This is a genomic window from Photobacterium minamisatsumaniensis (genome assembly GCF_050336695.1).
GTDB lineage: Bacteria > Pseudomonadota > Gammaproteobacteria > Enterobacterales > Vibrionaceae > Photobacterium > Photobacterium minamisatsumaniensis.
On sequence record NZ_JAKJSI010000028.1, the window covers coordinates 1 to 16,287 of the forward strand.

Genomic DNA, 16,287 nt, shown 5'->3' on the forward strand with positions numbered 1-16,287 from the left:
AAATATAGGAAGTTTAATCTTTTAATTTATAAGAAATAAATAAAGCAGTAAGTGTCATATTTTCGACGCATTATATTTTGTAATGGCTTGTAAATTGACACTTGGTTGGATGTATGTTTTTTCTTGTTGGATTTATGTTTTTTTTGTCTTTTAAAATGTTGAGCTAGTTCCAAAATGATAGTAAACAATATTTTTTTGGGGTAAAATCCTCCCAATTACAAATTAACCTGTCACATTTTAGGGCTATTAACGTAATGGCTTTATAACAAATTAGATGAAAAAAACTATGTTGTTTTTCTTGGTTTGGTTTGTGTCAGAATATAATTATAAAAATAATTGAAAGTAGATATTATAAAATCAAAGTAATTACGTCAGTTTTTCACATTAAGTTAGAGTTATGATGTGGTGAAAACCATAATGATCAGCAATGTAGTATTTAAAAGTAACGTTAAATGGAATCCAGAAAGTGACGTATTGTGGTCAGGCCAAAATAAAATCACTCTAAACTATTCAGAACATAAAGTATTACTAGTGCTGTATAGTCACTTAGGAGAACCTGTATCTAAAGAGGTGCTGATATCGACGGCTTGGCCGAATCGTATTATTACTGACTCTTCTCTATTTCAAGTGATTAGAAGCTTGAGGCATAAATTGGGGGAGCCCGATAAAGGTATGTACCTTGAAAATGTTTCAAAAGTGGGCTACATCCTAAAACCTGAAGCACTAACAGTAAAGAATGAGAAAATCCCAATTAAATTATGGTGGGTGATTGCTCTCTGTCTCTTTTTACTGTTGGCTATTTTGGTAAACTTTTTTAGGGCTGAAATTTCATCTGGGAAACAACAAGAGCAGTTATATATCAGTTATGATGATTTTGCCGGTAATCAGATTACGCTTTATTCCGATAGTGGTGACTCCCTCGTCGCATTAAGGGGGTACGCTGAGCGCCTTGTCGCACTATTACCGGAAAAGGAACGTATTTTTTATCTTTACCAAATCCAGAATGAGCTTTATATCTCGAGCTGTAATGCAAATAAGGGTATATGTAGGGCAGGTAAAAGCTTTTCAATCGTTCTGAACCTCGGTGAAAAAGAGCAGCGTTTAGAGCAAATTGCTGATGATATTGAACAGCGATATTTGTCTGAAAATGAGCCGAGAGCCTCGCTATCTTCATCAACTCAATGGTTAACTAATATTTACAGCTATGTTGGGGATAATACAACGCTCCAATACTCCACTCGAAGCATTAGCTCGGGAAAAGAGTGTACTAGTCAAATATTCTCAGGGGTTATGTATGCCGCTAATATTAATGATAGAAGCCATACAATTGGTATCAGAGGGGGAAGGGTCGTACTTCAATATCCTGACTTTGATGAGTTTATAGCCTCTGGCGATGCGAAACTAAGTATTTTGAAAATTGATAATGGTTTTGATGAAAATGTTGGGCATTACAGCAATGTGTTAGAGAAAATGGCAGGCAGTGGAGGAGACTATTATAGGTTTCACTTGCCTTATAGCCGCAATAATATGAGTTTGTTACTCATACCTGGAAGCTCAATGAGCTGGGTTTATGGACTTGATGTATTATCTTGTATGGGTGACAAGTGAAGGGATTAGTTTGTCTTTCAGACAGTGTTGTATTTGATTTAGACGGAAAAAAGTTATTTAAAAATAATTATCAGGTGAAATTAAATGCTGCTGAAAAGCGCATATTACTTCACTTCATTGCTCATCATCATGAAATTTTAGATAAGGCGCAGTTACTGCATGCTGGGTGGCCAAATGGGTATGTAACCGAATCATCACTGTTCGGTGTGATATTAAGCTTAAGAAATAAGCTGGGTAAAGACGTTATTATTACGGTACCAAGGCTTGGTTACCGGATGAAAATAATAGAACGGAAGACTGTAAAACAAAATAGAAGCACTGTATATGTTTTTGCTGGTATTTTAGGTGCTCTTTCTCTTTTAGCATTAGCCATAAGTTCATTTTTCACTTTAGAGGCATTAGACCGAAAGACGCTGATTAATGATAACACTCTATATGCATTAACCTTGCTTAATGATGAGAGCAACACATTTATTAAGCATCTTACGAGAAGGCAGTCTGCATTGAATGTGTATGCGGTCTCTTATGGCGATATTAACTCAATTAGTTGGTGTAATAAAACTGAACATGGAAAGTGTGCACCGATGAAAGATGTGACGGTTCGGTTCTATAATTGGCAACTACCAGACATGCTTGATCATTTAGCGGAAGGAAAATTAGACACACCACTAAAAACGGCGTCGGGCTATCATGGTAGCTCCAACTACTTTTCATCTTACTTTATTTCATTTGAAAACCAATTATTTGAGGTTGAACTTGATATGGCTTATGACAATGAGAGTGATGATGGAGAGGGGATCGCATTAAATGTCGTTACTCTCGATACGGGAAGCGACTTTATATTATTAGCCCAGTCGGTAACAACATCAGTGCGTAAATCGGTTAATTGGTATAATAGTGAAACATGGATGACAGTGGAGCAAGGCTCTTTTCAGTTAAATGAACCTGTAATTAAGGAATATTTCAGCGATATAGAAGATACGAGTCTGCTGGTTGAATTATCGACGAAGCCTGTTCGTCCTGTTGGAAGAGTGGAGCGTATTATCGATAATGGAGATGCCCGTTTGTGGTTATTCCCTGATGGGAGCTTGTTATGGGTGTATAAAAGCCTGGCGTCACACTCTGGTATTTTGCCTTTTATGAGTGCGCTTCAATAGCCATCTTATGCCAGTTGATCTCCAGCATGGAAGCAATCGCGGACTCATCATGAGGAGGGGAAAATAAAAAACCTTGCTGGAGTGTTACCCCCATCTTCATCCAGTGGTTTTTTTTTGCCTCAGAATCAATACCCTCAGCTATCCATTGCACATCTTTAGGTGTTGGCGTGTTTAGCATGGAAACCTGTTGATTGATTCGAGCTGTATTGGTGACACTTTTATCAATCTTTATGCCCTCTAATGCTGAGAGTGCAATTAACGATGAGTGGATATGGTTTGGAATGTAATCATCAATATAGATACAGACTCCTTCTTGCTGTAATCGTTGAATAATCGAAATGGTGTTATCGATCTGTTGAATAGGCAAACGCTCGGTTATCTCAAGGATTAAACCATTTTCAACCGGTTGATATAGGCGTTTACAGGCTTGTATTTGATTGATAATCTCCTCGCTAGTGAGCAATTGAGGTGGCACATTTAAACTGAGTTTAAATTTTCCGTTGTATTGCGCCATTAAAGCGAAAGCTTGTTCAAGCAAAAAATATGTGACGGGCTCTATAAGCCAGCTATCTTCAAGTGTGCCAATAAACTCACTGGGCATAATGATTTGCCCATCTTTTTTTAGTCTCAATAACATTTCAAAAGCAGCAGTATGCCCATTTGTTGTATTGATGATCGGTTGGTAGAAAGGAATGAATTGGTTATTGTAAAACGCTATTTCCAGCTCTTTCAGTGTCAGCATCTGCAATTTGGCTGATAAATATATCAGCCACTCCTGTTGTTATTAAAACACCGGTATGTCGATATGTTATTTACTGATTACATTGATTGGTAAACAGAGAGTCCCAAAGCTCAGGGCGGTTACACGGTGTTTCGGGTGTCAGGCTATTGTTTTTGATGTAGAAGACTGTTCGTTGATCTAGCTTCAACCGTTGATGGAGATCTTTGAATATTGATAGGTTATAAAACATTTCATCGAACTTTCCGTTGGCAATGAGTGTTTCTAGACCTGCAGTAATATCTGCAGCGAGCTCCGGCTGAGAAGGGCTTACGAAGAAATAAGCCGGAGAGTGATATTGAATTAAAATATGACGATCAATCTCTTGGTTGTCAGGCCCTAGGCGATCAAACTCCGCTTCTATCTCAGCGGCTCCTAGAGTGAAGTAGTCAAAACGCTGAGAATTCAGCATGCCATATAACAGTGCATATTCAATACTTGTAACAACTTGAAGGCCATCATTGGCTAAAATTTTAGCATCAGGCCATGATTCAACTTGCCCGATTTTGAGTTGACGGAATTGTTCGTTAGTTAATGTTGAAAACGCTACGCTGTCTGCTTTTTTAATAATAGGGATACGGTTACCAAGAAGGCCTTTAAACAGAGGGATCCGAACAGGAATTAAGCGTTGTTCCATTTCTGGTGACGTCATCGTCCAAAGAATATCACCTCGACCACCTTCAAGATCGCGTACTGCTCGCTCACCAAAGCCGACATTCGTGAGCTTTTGGATGGTGTAGTCATTTCCCGAAGCCTCAAGTGCGGCTTGTAATAGACTGTCTTGCCATATATCAACGCCTCCAAAAATGGTTTTCACTTCAGTTACAGCGTGAGCTGTACTGGCTGAAAATATACTGGTGGCAAGAATAAGTGTTGATAATAATTTCACTGTCAGTCCTTACATTGTGAGCTTTGACTTGTCGTTGAAATATAGAGGGGATCTTATACCAAAGAACAAGTAGCGTTGATATTTAGAGAGTTAAGACTAGAGAGGTTGGTGTATTAATGGTAGGGAGTTTCAATGATTTTTAATGAAAGGGCACTTATTATTCTTAACTCTTTTTAAACAATTACTTACGTGGTGTTGGTGAGTATCTATGGGCTGCATTGATACAATGTAAAAAAATATAAAATAGTTTTTGTAGCTAGGCAATGCCATGAATACAGAAAATAGAGCCATTTTCATTCGTATTAATTATTAGCTTCACGCTTAATAGCTGCGTGAAGCAAAATTAATTGATAGTACAAACAAGGGCTATTTAAGGATGAGGTTATTTAACAGTATTTCCAAAAAGTTAGTTGTTACAGCTTGCCTGCTATTTATCGTTGCGGGAATGTTAGTTGTGTCGATTAATGTAATGATTGTAAGGGAGTCAGCTATTGAGCATAGCTTGGATACTCATCAAGACCGTCGTGATGGCTTAGTCATTATGTTAGCTGCAGCATTGTACAATCTAGATAATCAGCAGATTGAAAATATCGCAAATTTGACCATGAAGTCTAACTATATATCTGGGATATATGTTGAAGATAATCTTGGTAATGAAATTTTGATTAAGGGTGCGAGTGGCACCGATCAGCTTGTTGAAGTCGAATACAGGGAAATGCTGGTTGGGCGCTTCTCCATCACTTTTAATGATTCATTGGTAAATTCAGCGGTTCACAGCAGTTTGTTATCTCAATTATATTTAGTATCCACATTGGCTAGCTTAGTGATACTGATGCTACTTGCAGCGACTCGGGGATTGATTTCTCGTCCGTTAGCTAAAATCCAAACGGGTATGGAGATCGTAGCAAGTGGACAGCTGAATTATTGCTTTCAGTACAGCCATAATGATGAGGTTGGACAGTTTTCAAATATTCTGAACCGATTTACTCAGCAAGTTAAATCCGCATTAGTGAATGTCCGACAGGTGAGTGGTGAGGTGGCAGAGCAAAACCTGACACTATCTCGCGTGATTAGCGAGGTGATTGAGCGGAGTCAGATAGAGCAAACTCAAGCAGAGCTACTTTCTTCATCGGTCACTGAATTAAGTGCTTCAGCACTGGAAGTTGCGCAAAAATGCACTGAGACGTCTGAAATTTCTCGTCATATGTATCAGCAGTTAAGTGGCTGTAGTGAGCATGCCGTCAAGGCAGAAGAGTATCTGCATAATATTGGCCGAGAGCTGACAAATTCGAATGAAACCATTGTTTCTTTAAAAGGAAATACCGACTCAATTTCTAAGATCAGTAAGATGATTTCAGAAATTGCTGATCAAACCAACCTGTTAGCGCTTAATGCTGCTATTGAGGCTGCCCGAGCGGGTGAATTTGGTCGAGGTTTTGCAGTTGTTGCCGATGAAGTGAGATCTCTGGCCATGAAAACACAATCGTCTGTCACTGAGATTTATGATTTAGTACAAGCCTTACAAAGTAATGTCGATGAAACCACCGTTAGAATGAAAAACAATATTGAAGCGAGTGGAAATGCTATTAATGAATACCAACGCATGCGCCTAACGCTACAAGAGTGTTTAGATAAAATGAATACCTTGGAAGGAATGAACCATGAAGTTGCCGTTGTCTCATCTCAACAAAGCGACGTGACAGAAAGCATTAGCCAAAGTGTTTTAGAGCTCAATACCATTGTGGTACTTGCCGCTGAAAATGTTGCGGAGTTAGAGTCGGCAGAAAGTGCGGTGAAGCTGCAAGTCTCAGCGCTAAGGTCGACATTGAATCGATTTAAGTTTTAATACTGATGAGCTTATTGTGCTAATTATAAAAAGGAGAACGGTATTGAATAACCGTTCTCCTTTTATTGGAACGTTAGCAGTAGTGCCAGTGTTACGCATACGCATAAAACATTTATTTGGCGTAATGTCATGACCACACCTTATTTAGAGTATAAATTTTTGATTTTAATATTGAAATAAAGTGCAGGACTGTAGGGCACTCTTTCAACTTACATAACAATACTAACGCTGTTGTGTGACACAAATATTACGTTTCTTGCTTTTTCCGAGTGATTTTTCAGAGGGAGGGGTGAAAAGCCTATTTGTAGAGGGAAACTTTGCTGAAATGGTGCTTTTTTGATCGTGAAGAAATTTAAGGTGATGGAATAGTGTACAGGGCAGGCAAATACCATTGATTAGGTGATATTTGCCATGACATCAGGGGAATGGCTTGCTTAATCACTTTTTCCGAGTAATTTATCTAGCCATCGACTGGGTAGAATTCGTTTAAAAAAACCAAAAATATAGGTGGGTTGAGTGACGTAATATCGAGGCTTCGGGTCGGATGCTGCAATAATTCTTTCTAAGCGAGATAAAACTGACTCTGGCCCTAGCGTAAACTTGTTTGATGGAGCCGGTTTTCCCAACCGGTTAAGGGTTTTCTCATAACGTGTCAGGTGGCGAGAGTTAGGCATGTCGATATGTTGTTCGAACATGGCTTTTGCATTTGCGCGAAATTGACTCTCTATCGGACCGGGCTCAATCAAGCTAACTTGGATCGGTGTATCTTCGAGCTCAAGCCGTAACGTATCAGTGTACCCTTCAAGGGCAAATTTGCTGGCGTTATATGCCCCGCGGTATTTCATGGCAACAAGCCCTAACACAGAGCTGTTTTGGACGATTTTACCGCTGCCTTGTTGCAGCATGACGGGGATCACGGCGCGGGTTAGATGATGCCAACCAAATAAATTGGTTTCAAATTGTTGGCGTAGGGCATGGGTGGGTAAATCTTCGAGTGCGCCGGGCTGGCCATAGGCGGCATTATTGAAGAGTACGTCTAGTTTGCCGTCGGTAAGGTGAAGAGCATCTGCTAGCCCTTGCTCAATTGACGCTTCATTATCCATATCGAGCTTTACACAATGCAACCCTTCAGCTTTTAAACGCATGACATCGCTGGCTTTGCGACAACTCGCTACAACCTTATAGCCTGACTTATGCAAGGCGTGGGCACAATAGTAGCCGATACCACTACTACACCCCGTGATCAAAATACTTGTTGTCATTGTTATCCCTTATTCTTGATATAGGTGCGGCGCAATATTGTCTGCCATATAATCGGCAATCCATGGCTGAGCGTCTGCTTTAGGGTGAAGGCCGTCTTCCATCATCCATTCCGGCTTCAAAATGATATGCTCTAAGAAAAAAGGCAGTAATGGAATATCAAACTCCTGACTTAAATCAGGGTAGAGGTTTGCAAAGTATTCGCTATACCGTTTACCGTAGTTAGGTGGCACATAAATTTGCATTAACAGCGGAATCGCCCCAGCGGTTTCAATTTGGGTGATCATCTGGGTCAGGTTCTTGCGTATAGTAGTAGGAGGAAATCCTCTTAAACCATCGTTTGCCCCGAGCTCTATTAAGACATAATCTGGGGTATGGCTTTTGAGTAAATTGGGTAAACGCGCAAGGCCGTTGCCCGTTGTGTCACCAGATATGCTGGCATTGATCACCGCCAAATCATGCCCATTTTTCTTTATCTCAGGTGCTAAAAGGTTTGGCCAACTTTTTTCAGCTGGCATTTGGTAGCCTGCGCTTAGACTATCGCCTAAGACCAATAACGTTGCAGCAAAACTTTGCTGTGAAAACAAAATAAAAAGTAAAACTGAAAGGAATCGCATCATGTCTACATCCGTGATTAAAGCTGTATCTGTATCCAAACAGGTGACGACGGCCTCGTCGTCTTTAACCATTTTGCAGGATGTTTCCCTTGAGGTCGAGCAGGGAGAGGTAATTGCTTTAGTTGGTGTATCAGGCGCTGGTAAGTCAACACTGATGACATTACTTGCTGGGCTCGATATTCCCACTCAAGGGAGTATTGAACTACTCGGCAATTCATTATCAACAATGGATGACGAATCACGTGCTGCGTTACGTAGCGAAGCAGTAGGCTTTGTTTTCCAAAGCTTTTTGCTTATCCCTTCTTTAACCGCGCTAGAAAATGTGATGCTACCGGCGATTATTAAAGAAGAAGGTGCCGATGAACAACGGGCGCATGAACTGTTAGAAAAGGTCGGGCTCGGTGGGCGTGAAACCCATTTACCGTCCCAGTTATCTGGCGGTGAACAGCAGCGGGTAGCGTTAGCCCGAGCATTTATGACTCGGCCACAAATATTATTTGCCGATGAGCCAACAGGCAATCTTGATCAGCATACAGCTGCAAATGTGATTGAGTTGTTGTTCGCATTGAACCGAGATCATGGCACGACCATGGTGTTGGTCACCCATGATCCGCATTTAGCACAGCGTTGTGATCGTACCTTGTCGCTTGAAGGTGGGAGCATGGTGGCAGCATGACAGAAATCAGTGAAACGCGTCCGAACGCAAAGCCCAAAAGCCAGAAGCTGATGCTGAAATGGAGTTGGCGTGAATTATGGCAAGGTCAATTGTGGCCTGTCGCTGTGGCGTTAACCTTGATCATTGCCTGTGTGTTCGCCTTGTCTGCACTGGTCGTTCGGGTTGAAAAGATCATGGTTGATCAGGGGCGATCGATGATTGCGGCTGATTTGGTCTTCCGCTCGGCTAACCCCATTGAATCAACACTCTTAGTGCAAGCTGAAGATTTAGAACTGACCGTTTCTCAACAAACTCGTTTTGGCACCATGGCGTTTAGCGAACAAGCGATGCAACTGGTGAGTGTGAAAAGTGTTGAGAGTGCTTTTCCATTGCGTGGCGAAATCGTATTGGAAAGCCCCTCAGGCTTAAAACATCAGGTGTCACCGGGTGAATTGTGGCTGGCTGAACGGTTGTTTGATCTACTGCAAGTAAAAGCAGGTGATACGCTGGCGATCGGCGATGCTGATTTGGTTGTCAGTGGCAAGATAGCCCAAGAGCCAGAGCTCTCATTTAATCCGTTTAGTCAGATGCCTGCCGTATTAATTCATGCCGACGATTTGGCTCAGACTGGGGCAATTCAACCGGGTAGCCGCGTGCAGTACCGTGCGTATTTTAATGGTTCAGATAGCCAGCTAAATGCGTTGCAAGAGTCGGTATCACTTGAGCCTGGCCAGCGATGGTTAAGTGAAACATCACAAGGCCGTACTGGTGACGTGATTGAAAAAGCGCGGCAATACTTATCACTTACACTTATTCTCGTGATCTTGATGGCGACAGCCACACTGGTTTTGACCTGCATGCACTATGCATCAACACGGGTTGAAACGGTTGCCATGATGAAAAGCCTCGGTGCCAGTAAAAAGTGGTTATGGCAGTGGTTAGCACGTCAGCTTGCGATGCTGTTTGCTATTGCCGCGGTAACAGGTGTGACATTAGGCGCGATACTGGAGTATTTATTACGTTTGCCGCTAGGTGATGTATTGCCTCAACCGCTGCCTGAAATGGGGGTAACGCCCTTATTCATTAGTGTGCTCGTGGCTTTACTGGTCGCGGTACCGGGAATGGGGATATCACTGATACGGCTTGTTGATGCCCCAGCAATTTCGGTGATCCAGCAACAAACGCAATGGCCAGTAAAGCGGCAAAGTTATTGGTTACTGGCTCTGCCTGTTGCGGCGGCGTTGTTTTGGTTTGGTAGTAATTCCCTGATGTGGCTGACGCTAGCAGGATTGGCGGTTTTGATGCTGTTGTTAGCCGTGCTTGGTGTGGGTATTGTTGCCATGCTTAAGCGCGGTAAATGGGGAGCGGCAATGACCTTAGCGTTAAGCCGGATCAGCCGTAGCCGAATGGCAACGGGTGCCCAATTGGCCGCGTTAACCAGCTCATTGATGTTATTGTCGGTTATCTGGGTTCTACGTAGCGACTTATTATCAGACTGGCAGCAAACACTTCCAGCTGATGCGCCGAATGTATTTGCGTTGAATATCGCCCCTGAACAGCAAGCGGATTACCTTTCTGCCCTTGATGCGCTTCAGGTTGAACGATCCGAGGGATATCCGGTGATCCGAGGACGGTTAACCCATATCAATGGCGATGATTTATTGCAGAGTATCAATGATTCAGAAGAGCGGGATGAGTCATTACGACGCGAGCTTAATTTCACTTGGCGTGAACAAATGCCACACCACAACACGTTACTTGAGGGTGAGTGGGGAGGACAGTCAGGCGTATCTATAGAGTCAGGCATTGCTGAACGCTTAGGCGTTGCCATTGGGGATAAACTTGATTTCAATGTCAGTAGCCAAGTGTTTAGTGCGACGGTCACCAGTATTCGGCAGGTCGAGTGGCGTAACATGCGCCCGAATTTTTATTTCATCTTCACGCCTGATGTAATGGAAAACTTACCTGCGACTTGGCTGGTGAGTTATCGGATTAATGCGGGACAAAATGATGTTATTAACCAGTTAGGCCGAGACTTCCCGACGGTGAGCTTAATGGACTTACGCACCATGGCAACCCGGATTCAGGGGATCATGCAGCAGATGTCGCTTTCGTTATCGGTGCTAGCGGCGCTTGGTGTGGTGAGTGGTTTATTGTTAGTGATGACTTTGTTGCGGTTAAGCATGATGCAACGTAAACAAGAAATTAAACTTTACCGAACGCTGGGTGCCAGTAAAAAGCGGATTTCAGCGACGGTATGGGGTGAATACGGCATCATGGCCTTAATTGCTGGTGTCATGGCCGCGATTGGTGCGGAAGCTGTCGTTGCAGCCTTGGTCAAGTGGGGGTTTGAGCTTCCACTAAACTTGCACCCGACAATGTGGGTTGTAGTGCCACTGCTCTCCTTGTTACTGGTGGTCTTCATTATTCGGTCAATGCTAAAAGAATTGTTGATGCCAATAAAAGGTTAGGCATTCGTTTTCGCAAAATAAGCAATCAGCCACAGAGGGAAGCAAATTGCTTCCCTCTGTGGCTGATTGTCTTTTGACGAAGGGTATAGGTGTGTTGAAGATGCTTTCTGGAGACGATGGGTATCAGGTGAGTATATCTTCAAGCGCATCCTTCAGTTGAGGGTAGCGAAATTGATAGCCAAGTTCTTCCAATTTGGCCGGAACAGCGCGCTGGCCATCTAATAGCAAAGACGCGGACTCGCCAAGAACAAGTTGTAGTACAAACGCGGGGGTAAACAAGAAGTGAGGGCGGCGCAGTACTTGTGCCAGTGTTTGGCTGAAGACCTTATTTGTCACAGGCTCGGGAGCTGAGAAATTAAATGCCCCTGATGCGCTTGGTGTCTGCAGTAGAAAGAGGATGCCGTTTACCATGTCATCGAGGTGGATCCACGGGAAATATTGCGAACCACTACCTATCGGCCCACCAAGGCCCAATTGATATGGCGGTAGCATTTTAACTAATGCTCCCCCATGTTGAGCTAAGACAATCCCCGTGCGCAGTAGGCAAACTCGAGTCTGTTCTGATTGAGCCTGAAGGGCGATGTCCTCCCATTGCTGGCACACTTTATGGGCAAAATCGTTTTTCTGAATGTTATCGGCTATATCAAATTGCTCGTCGATGATAGTCGTATATTGATTACCATAAATCCCAACGGCAGATCCGCTGATGAACGTGTGGGGTGGGGTATTACCTGCGTTGCACTTCTCGACTAGTTGTTGGGTTATTTCCCAGCGGCTCTGACAAATTTTCTGTTTCTGTTTGTCAGTCCAGCGTTTATTGATAATGGGTTCACCAGCGAGGTTGATGACAACGTCAAATAGGTCAAGGTTATCAAGTGAATCTAGGTTGCCAATAGCCGTAACATTTTCACCAAGCTGCTCGCTCGCTTGTTTGGGGGTACGGCTCAACACGGTCACTGAACATTGCGTTAGCTGACTGAGTAACGCTTTTCCAATAAACCCTGTCCCACCTGTCACGAGTATATTCATTGAGTTTCCTTTGAGAACAATCAACCACAATAGGTTTATGTATATACCAGTATACTCAACAGCCCGATCACTTGAAGCCTATGATTTAAGGTTTTTTTATGGGGTGATGGGTGTCAAATAACAAAGATAAAGAATGTGTGTTAGTTCTCGTGTCGGCAAAGAAAAGTTATGTCTAATTATTAATGAGGAGTACCTTTTAGGTATGCCCTCAGGATGAGGGAGGGGCGATTGACTGGGAGAGGCTATGACCATTGTGTTTGCATTGTTTAAGTCGATATTTTCCAGTTTCCGTGATTTGCTCCCAATCATTGTTGTGGTTGCTTTCTTTCAGCTGGTGGTTCTACAGCAGCCCATGCCACAGCTCGCGCCGATCTTGCTTGGACTCGTATTCGTTATTATTGGCTTAACATTATTTGTTTACGGCTTAGAGCTAGGTTTGTTTCCTATCGGCGAATCAATGGCACGATCCTTTGCCACTAAAGGGAGTGTGATGTGGTTATTGATTTTCGCTTTTTGTCTCGGATTTGGTACCACGATTGCGGAGCCTGCGTTAACGGCAGTGGCGGCTGAAGCTGCCAAGGTAGCTGCTGAAGGCGGGCTGATTGAGCTTGAGAAACAAGCCCAATCGGATTATGCGAATGGCTTACGGTTAACTGTTGCGCTATCGGTTGGCATTGCAATTATGCTGGGGGTTATTCGAATAGTGAAAGGCTGGCCGATCCACTGGATGATTATTGGTGGTTATCTTACGGTGATGACCATGACATGGTTTGCACCACCGACCATCGTCGGCATTGCTTATGACTCTGGTGGTGTTACAACCTCGACCATTACCGTGCCGTTAGTTGCTGCACTTGGCGTAGGGTTAGCCTCTTCGATTAAAGGCCGTAACCCGATGGTTGATGGCTTTGGACTCATTGCGTTTGCGTCGTTGACCCCAATGATTTTTGTCATGGCGTACGGCATGATCATGCATTAGGAGGTAGCGATGCTAGGGATAGAAAGTACTGCCTCACATTTTATCGATACCCTATTTTCGACAATTCGCGATGTTTTCCCCATTGCTGTGATTATTTTTGGCTTTCAACTCGCTGTGTTACGTCGCCCTGTTACCAACTGGCCGAAAATAGTGTTGGGCTTTGTTTATGTCATCGTTGGGCTCACCTTCTTTTTGATGGGGCTAGAGTTAGCCCTCTTTCCGCTAGGTGAGTCTATGGCGATGCAGCTTACGGCTCTCGATTTTTTATTTGATTCTGGTGAGGTGGTTCCGGCAGAGGTGCATTGGAGTAAGTATTACTGGGTTTATGTCTTTGCAGCGGCAATAGGGTTTAGTACCACGATTGCAGAGCCTTCACTCATTGCGGTAGCAATAAAAGCCAACCAAGTCTCTGGCGGGACAATAAAAGTGAATGGTCTTCGAATTGCTGTCGCATTGGGGGTCGCATTTGGTATCTCATTAGGCAGTTATCGAATTGTTGCTGGCGACCCGTTGCATTATTACATCATGGTTGGCTATGTATTAGTGGTCATCCAAACTTATTTTGCCCCCAAGACCATCGTGCCGTTGGCTTACGATTCAGGTGGCGTTACAACCTCGACAGTCACGGTGCCGATTGTGACAGCCCTCGGGCTAGGCTTGGCTTCCTCAGTTCCGGGGCGAAACCCGATGCTCGATGGATTTGGTTTAATTGCGTTTGCTAGCTTGTTTCCGATGATCACAGTAATGGGGTATGCCCAGTTGTCGGTATGGAAGGCAAAAAGGAGAGAGGAAAATGCGCTTTAAGTTGTTATTGGCCTTTGTTGAAGACTTAAAAACCGATGCGGTGCTTGATGCCGCCCGTAATGCGGGGGCGACGGGGGCGACAGTGATTAACCATGCTCGGGGGGAGGGACTGAATAAGAAAAAAACCTTTTTTGGTTTAACCCTTGAGATCCAACGAGATGTAATTCTGTTTGTGGTAGAAGAGCATTTAGCACGAACCATACTTGAAACGATTGAGCGGGTGGGCGAGTTCGATACCGAGTCGGGGCAGGGAATCGCGGTTCAGTTAGATGTTGAAGATGCGGTGGGCGTGGCTCATCAAGTAGAAACCCTGACCAAGGTAGTAGAGGCTAAGTTATGATTTATTCTGATAATAGTAATGAAAATTTGGTCAAAGTCCGCGATGTGATGATGGATCAGTATGCGATTGTGGAAGGGGTGATCACCGTCGCTGAAGCGGTACGTATCGCAAAGCAAAGGCAGATAAAGGCCTTGATTGTTAACAAGCGGCATGATGCTGACGAATACGGCATTGTGCTGATGAACGATATTGCCAAGAAAGTACTGGCACTTGACCGCTCACCTGAGCGAACCAATATTTATGAAATCATGACGAAGCCAGCACTGTCGGTTAATGCCAGCATGGATGTACGTTACTGTGCGAGACTGTTTGAACGTTTTGGCATAAGTCGTGCGCCTGTTATCGAAGGTGGCGAAATCAAAGGCATGGTTAGTTACAACAATATCGTGTTGAACGGTATGTTACGGGAAGAGTAATTACGGCAGGTAGACGGCATGGCATTGTGAAGATCTTCGGTGTAGGATCTATTTTAATTGTTGATAGAAAAGTAACCTTGCCATGAAATTGTTTTTTGCCTCTGATATCCACGGCTGTGCGGAAAGTACACGTCGTGCCCTTGCTGCGTTTGAGCAAAGTGGAGCTGAGCACCTGATACTACTGGGGGATGTGTTAAATCATGGCCCTCGAAATGCCTTGCCTGCTGGGTATGCTCCGATAGAGGTTGCGGAACTGCTTAATCAGCATGCTGAAAAAATTACTGCTGTGCGTGGTAATTGTGATAGCGACGTTGATCAGATGCTTTTAGAGTTTCCAATGATGGCTGACTACAATTTGGTTTTGCTACCAAACGGCCGTCGTTTGTTTTTAACCCACGGCCATCTCTATAATATTGATAAGCACCCGCGTTTGCGTGATGGTGATGTTGTGGTATCGGGTCATACCCATTTACCCGTCGCAGAAAAACAAGGTTCATTGTTTGCCTTTAACCCGGGGTCTGTCACCATTCCTCGCGGTGAGTATCAAGCCAGCTTTGGCTTGTTAGAAAATAATCTATTAAAAGTCGTCTCGTTTGATAATGAGGTAATCTGCCAGGTTGAACTCGGCTAATTTACCGGTATGACTTGATAAGAAAAGGCGGCTAAGCCGCCTTTTTTGATCCTGCTTTGTCACTCATGAGGCAGACTATCAATAACTAGCGTGATGTTAATTAGGCGCGTTATCCCGGCTTTTACTCTTCTTGTGATGTAGTTACTTGTCAGCTACGAGATAATTTACGTAATTAAGTGGAAGTTTATTTTACTTTATATTTTTTTATGTGGGGTTAAGGTGTTGAATATTATGCTTAATTTTATTTGAAATGCTGATCTTATTGATTATTACCCTGATAAGGGAATATAAGAATATAAAACAAGACATCACTAAAACTACCGTTACTATCAACCTGAAATGTGACTCTAATCCCAAATTAAGGGCGGAGATTTATAAGGTTGAAGGTATCAAAATGTCATTAAAAGAGCAGGTTATTAACTGGGGGGCACAATTAGAAAAAGCAATTTCCCATCATGATATTGCAGAAGCATTTGCAGTTTCACCTCGGCGTGCGAGTAATATTTTGCACCGTATTCGTTATGAAGCGGATTCAGCATGGTATTACCAAGTGGATGTGAAGCGGCATAAGCGAGTAGATACCGGACATTGGCTAACTAAGCTAAGAATCAATAAAAGAATCAGTGGCAAACCGCATCAAGAGTTTAAGCTTGAACAGTTTTTAAAAACCAGAGAGATCGTTAAGCCTGATAGGAGCGATAACATTCGCTACCTATGGCCTGATTTAACGAAGTAACCTGTAGGGTGTCTCGCTCCAATATTGTATTTCTTCGGTTAAATTACCTTATTCGGCATTTTGTATGTGAT

At 43.2% G+C, this 16,287-nt stretch carries 16 protein-coding genes; 11 read left to right on the plus strand and 5 right to left on the minus strand.

Annotated elements, in window-relative coordinates:
- Nucleotides 1–417: 417 nt before the first annotated feature.
- Complete coding sequence (locus L4D78_RS15470; RefSeq protein ID WP_428467754.1) at nt 418–1,608, plus strand: winged helix-turn-helix domain-containing protein; 1,191 nt, start codon at nt 418–420, stop codon at nt 1,606–1,608.
- Nucleotides 1,605–2,765 carry a winged helix-turn-helix domain-containing protein gene (locus tag L4D78_RS15475; protein WP_428467755.1) on the plus strand — a complete coding sequence of 387 codons (1,161 nt, stop codon included), beginning with the start codon at nt 1,605–1,607 and terminating at the stop codon, nt 2,763–2,765. The genes L4D78_RS15470 and L4D78_RS15475 overlap by 4 nt, the downstream gene beginning before the upstream one ends.
- Here the strand turns inward: L4D78_RS15475 and L4D78_RS15480 are convergent.
- Nucleotides 2,746–3,507 (minus strand): EAL domain-containing protein, encoded by a 762-nt coding sequence (locus L4D78_RS15480; RefSeq protein ID WP_428467756.1) that lies wholly within the window; start codon nt 3,505–3,507, stop codon nt 2,746–2,748. The genes L4D78_RS15475 and L4D78_RS15480 overlap by 20 nt on opposite strands.
- Nucleotides 3,508–3,577: 70 nt before the next feature.
- Entirely contained in the window at nt 3,578–4,432 is an 855-nt protein-coding gene (locus tag L4D78_RS15485) for a hypothetical protein (RefSeq protein ID WP_428467757.1), read from the minus strand.
- Between the two features lie 376 nt (nt 4,433–4,808).
- Between L4D78_RS15485 and L4D78_RS15490 the strand changes: the two genes are divergently transcribed.
- Nucleotides 4,809–6,278 carry a methyl-accepting chemotaxis protein gene (locus tag L4D78_RS15490; RefSeq protein ID WP_428467758.1) on the plus strand — a complete coding sequence of 490 codons (1,470 nt, stop codon included), beginning with the start codon at nt 4,809–4,811 and terminating at the stop codon, nt 6,276–6,278.
- A 434-nt stretch (nt 6,279–6,712) separates the two neighbouring features.
- Here the strand turns inward: L4D78_RS15490 and L4D78_RS15495 are convergent, their stop codons facing one another.
- Together L4D78_RS15495 and tesA are read right to left on the minus strand one after the other, a co-directional pair.
- Nucleotides 6,713–7,540, minus strand: coding sequence for an SDR family oxidoreductase (locus L4D78_RS15495; RefSeq protein ID WP_428467759.1), 828 nt, complete (start codon nt 7,538–7,540; stop codon nt 6,713–6,715).
- Between the two features lie 9 nt (nt 7,541–7,549).
- On the minus strand, nt 7,550–8,158 hold the full coding sequence (gene tesA, locus L4D78_RS15500) for a multifunctional acyl-CoA thioesterase I/protease I/lysophospholipase L1 (protein ID WP_428467760.1): 609 nt from the start codon (nt 8,156–8,158) through the stop codon (nt 7,550–7,552).
- Between tesA and L4D78_RS15505 the strand changes: the two genes are divergently transcribed.
- Complete coding sequence (locus L4D78_RS15505) at nt 8,157–8,831, plus strand: ABC transporter ATP-binding protein (protein ID WP_428467761.1); 675 nt, start codon at nt 8,157–8,159, stop codon at nt 8,829–8,831. The two genes, tesA and L4D78_RS15505, sit on opposite strands and share 2 nt — an antisense overlap.
- Complete coding sequence (locus L4D78_RS15510) at nt 8,828–11,281, plus strand: ABC transporter permease (RefSeq protein ID WP_428467762.1); 2,454 nt, start codon at nt 8,828–8,830, stop codon at nt 11,279–11,281. Before L4D78_RS15505 ends, L4D78_RS15510 begins: the two co-directional genes overlap by 4 nt.
- 123 nt (nt 11,282–11,404) lie before the next feature.
- Here L4D78_RS15510 and L4D78_RS15515 read toward each other — a convergent pair whose 3' ends face one another.
- The gene (locus L4D78_RS15515) at nt 11,405–12,310 is read right to left on the minus strand and encodes a TIGR01777 family oxidoreductase (protein ID WP_428467763.1); all 906 of its coding nucleotides are present in this window, start codon (nt 12,308–12,310) and stop codon (nt 11,405–11,407) included.
- 244 nt (nt 12,311–12,554) lie between these two features.
- On the opposite strand from L4D78_RS15515, the gene L4D78_RS15520 reads away from it, so the two are divergent.
- From L4D78_RS15520 to L4D78_RS15545, 6 genes are all read left to right on the plus strand, one after another.
- Entirely contained in the window at nt 12,555–13,289 is a 735-nt protein-coding gene (locus L4D78_RS15520; protein WP_428467764.1) for a DUF1538 family protein, read from the plus strand.
- A 9-nt stretch (nt 13,290–13,298) separates the two neighbouring features.
- Nucleotides 13,299–14,093, plus strand: a complete 795-nt coding sequence (locus L4D78_RS15525) for a DUF1538 domain-containing protein (RefSeq protein ID WP_428467765.1) — start codon at nt 13,299–13,301, stop codon at nt 14,091–14,093.
- Nucleotides 14,083–14,433, plus strand: coding sequence for a P-II family nitrogen regulator (locus L4D78_RS15530; RefSeq protein WP_428467766.1), 351 nt, complete (start codon nt 14,083–14,085; stop codon nt 14,431–14,433). The genes L4D78_RS15525 and L4D78_RS15530 overlap by 11 nt, the downstream gene beginning before the upstream one ends.
- Entirely contained in the window at nt 14,430–14,849 is a 420-nt protein-coding gene (locus L4D78_RS15535) for a CBS domain-containing protein (RefSeq protein ID WP_428467767.1), read from the plus strand. The genes L4D78_RS15530 and L4D78_RS15535 overlap by 4 nt, the downstream gene beginning before the upstream one ends.
- 82 nt (nt 14,850–14,931) lie before the next feature.
- Complete coding sequence (gene yfcE / locus L4D78_RS15540; RefSeq protein ID WP_428467768.1) at nt 14,932–15,480, plus strand: phosphodiesterase; 549 nt, start codon at nt 14,932–14,934, stop codon at nt 15,478–15,480.
- Between the two features lie 394 nt (nt 15,481–15,874).
- Nucleotides 15,875–16,216, plus strand: a complete 342-nt coding sequence (locus L4D78_RS15545; RefSeq protein ID WP_428467769.1) for a hypothetical protein — start codon at nt 15,875–15,877, stop codon at nt 16,214–16,216.
- The last annotated feature ends 71 nt before the right edge of the window (nt 16,217–16,287 follow it).

What these genes read in the sequence shown, in the direction of transcription:
- L4D78_RS15470 (WP_428467754.1), top strand. Translation starts at nt 418, where the DNA reads ATGATCAGCAATGTAGTATTTAAAAGTAACGTTAAATGGAATCCAGAA.
- L4D78_RS15480 (WP_428467756.1), bottom strand. Translation starts at nt 3,507, where the DNA reads ATGCTGACACTGAAAGAGCTGGAAATAGCGTTTTACAATAACCAATTC.
- L4D78_RS15490 (WP_428467758.1), top strand. Translation starts at nt 4,809, where the DNA reads ATGAGGTTATTTAACAGTATTTCCAAAAAGTTAGTTGTTACAGCTTGC.
- L4D78_RS15495 (WP_428467759.1), bottom strand. Translation starts at nt 7,540, where the DNA reads ATGACAACAAGTATTTTGATCACGGGGTGTAGTAGTGGTATCGGCTAC.
- L4D78_RS15505 (WP_428467761.1), top strand. Translation starts at nt 8,157, where the DNA reads ATGTCTACATCCGTGATTAAAGCTGTATCTGTATCCAAACAGGTGACG.
- tesA (WP_428467760.1), bottom strand. Translation starts at nt 8,158, where the DNA reads ATGATGCGATTCCTTTCAGTTTTACTTTTTATTTTGTTTTCACAGCAA.
- L4D78_RS15510 (WP_428467762.1), top strand. Translation starts at nt 8,828, where the DNA reads ATGACAGAAATCAGTGAAACGCGTCCGAACGCAAAGCCCAAAAGCCAG.
- L4D78_RS15515 (WP_428467763.1), bottom strand. Translation starts at nt 12,310, where the DNA reads ATGAATATACTCGTGACAGGTGGGACAGGGTTTATTGGAAAAGCGTTA.
- L4D78_RS15520 (WP_428467764.1), top strand. Translation starts at nt 12,555, where the DNA reads ATGACCATTGTGTTTGCATTGTTTAAGTCGATATTTTCCAGTTTCCGT.
- L4D78_RS15525 (WP_428467765.1), top strand. Translation starts at nt 13,299, where the DNA reads ATGCTAGGGATAGAAAGTACTGCCTCACATTTTATCGATACCCTATTT.
- L4D78_RS15530 (WP_428467766.1), top strand. Translation starts at nt 14,083, where the DNA reads ATGCGCTTTAAGTTGTTATTGGCCTTTGTTGAAGACTTAAAAACCGAT.
- L4D78_RS15535 (WP_428467767.1), top strand. Translation starts at nt 14,430, where the DNA reads ATGATTTATTCTGATAATAGTAATGAAAATTTGGTCAAAGTCCGCGAT.
- yfcE (WP_428467768.1), top strand. Translation starts at nt 14,932, where the DNA reads ATGAAATTGTTTTTTGCCTCTGATATCCACGGCTGTGCGGAAAGTACA.
- L4D78_RS15545 (WP_428467769.1), top strand. Translation starts at nt 15,875, where the DNA reads ATGTCATTAAAAGAGCAGGTTATTAACTGGGGGGCACAATTAGAAAAA.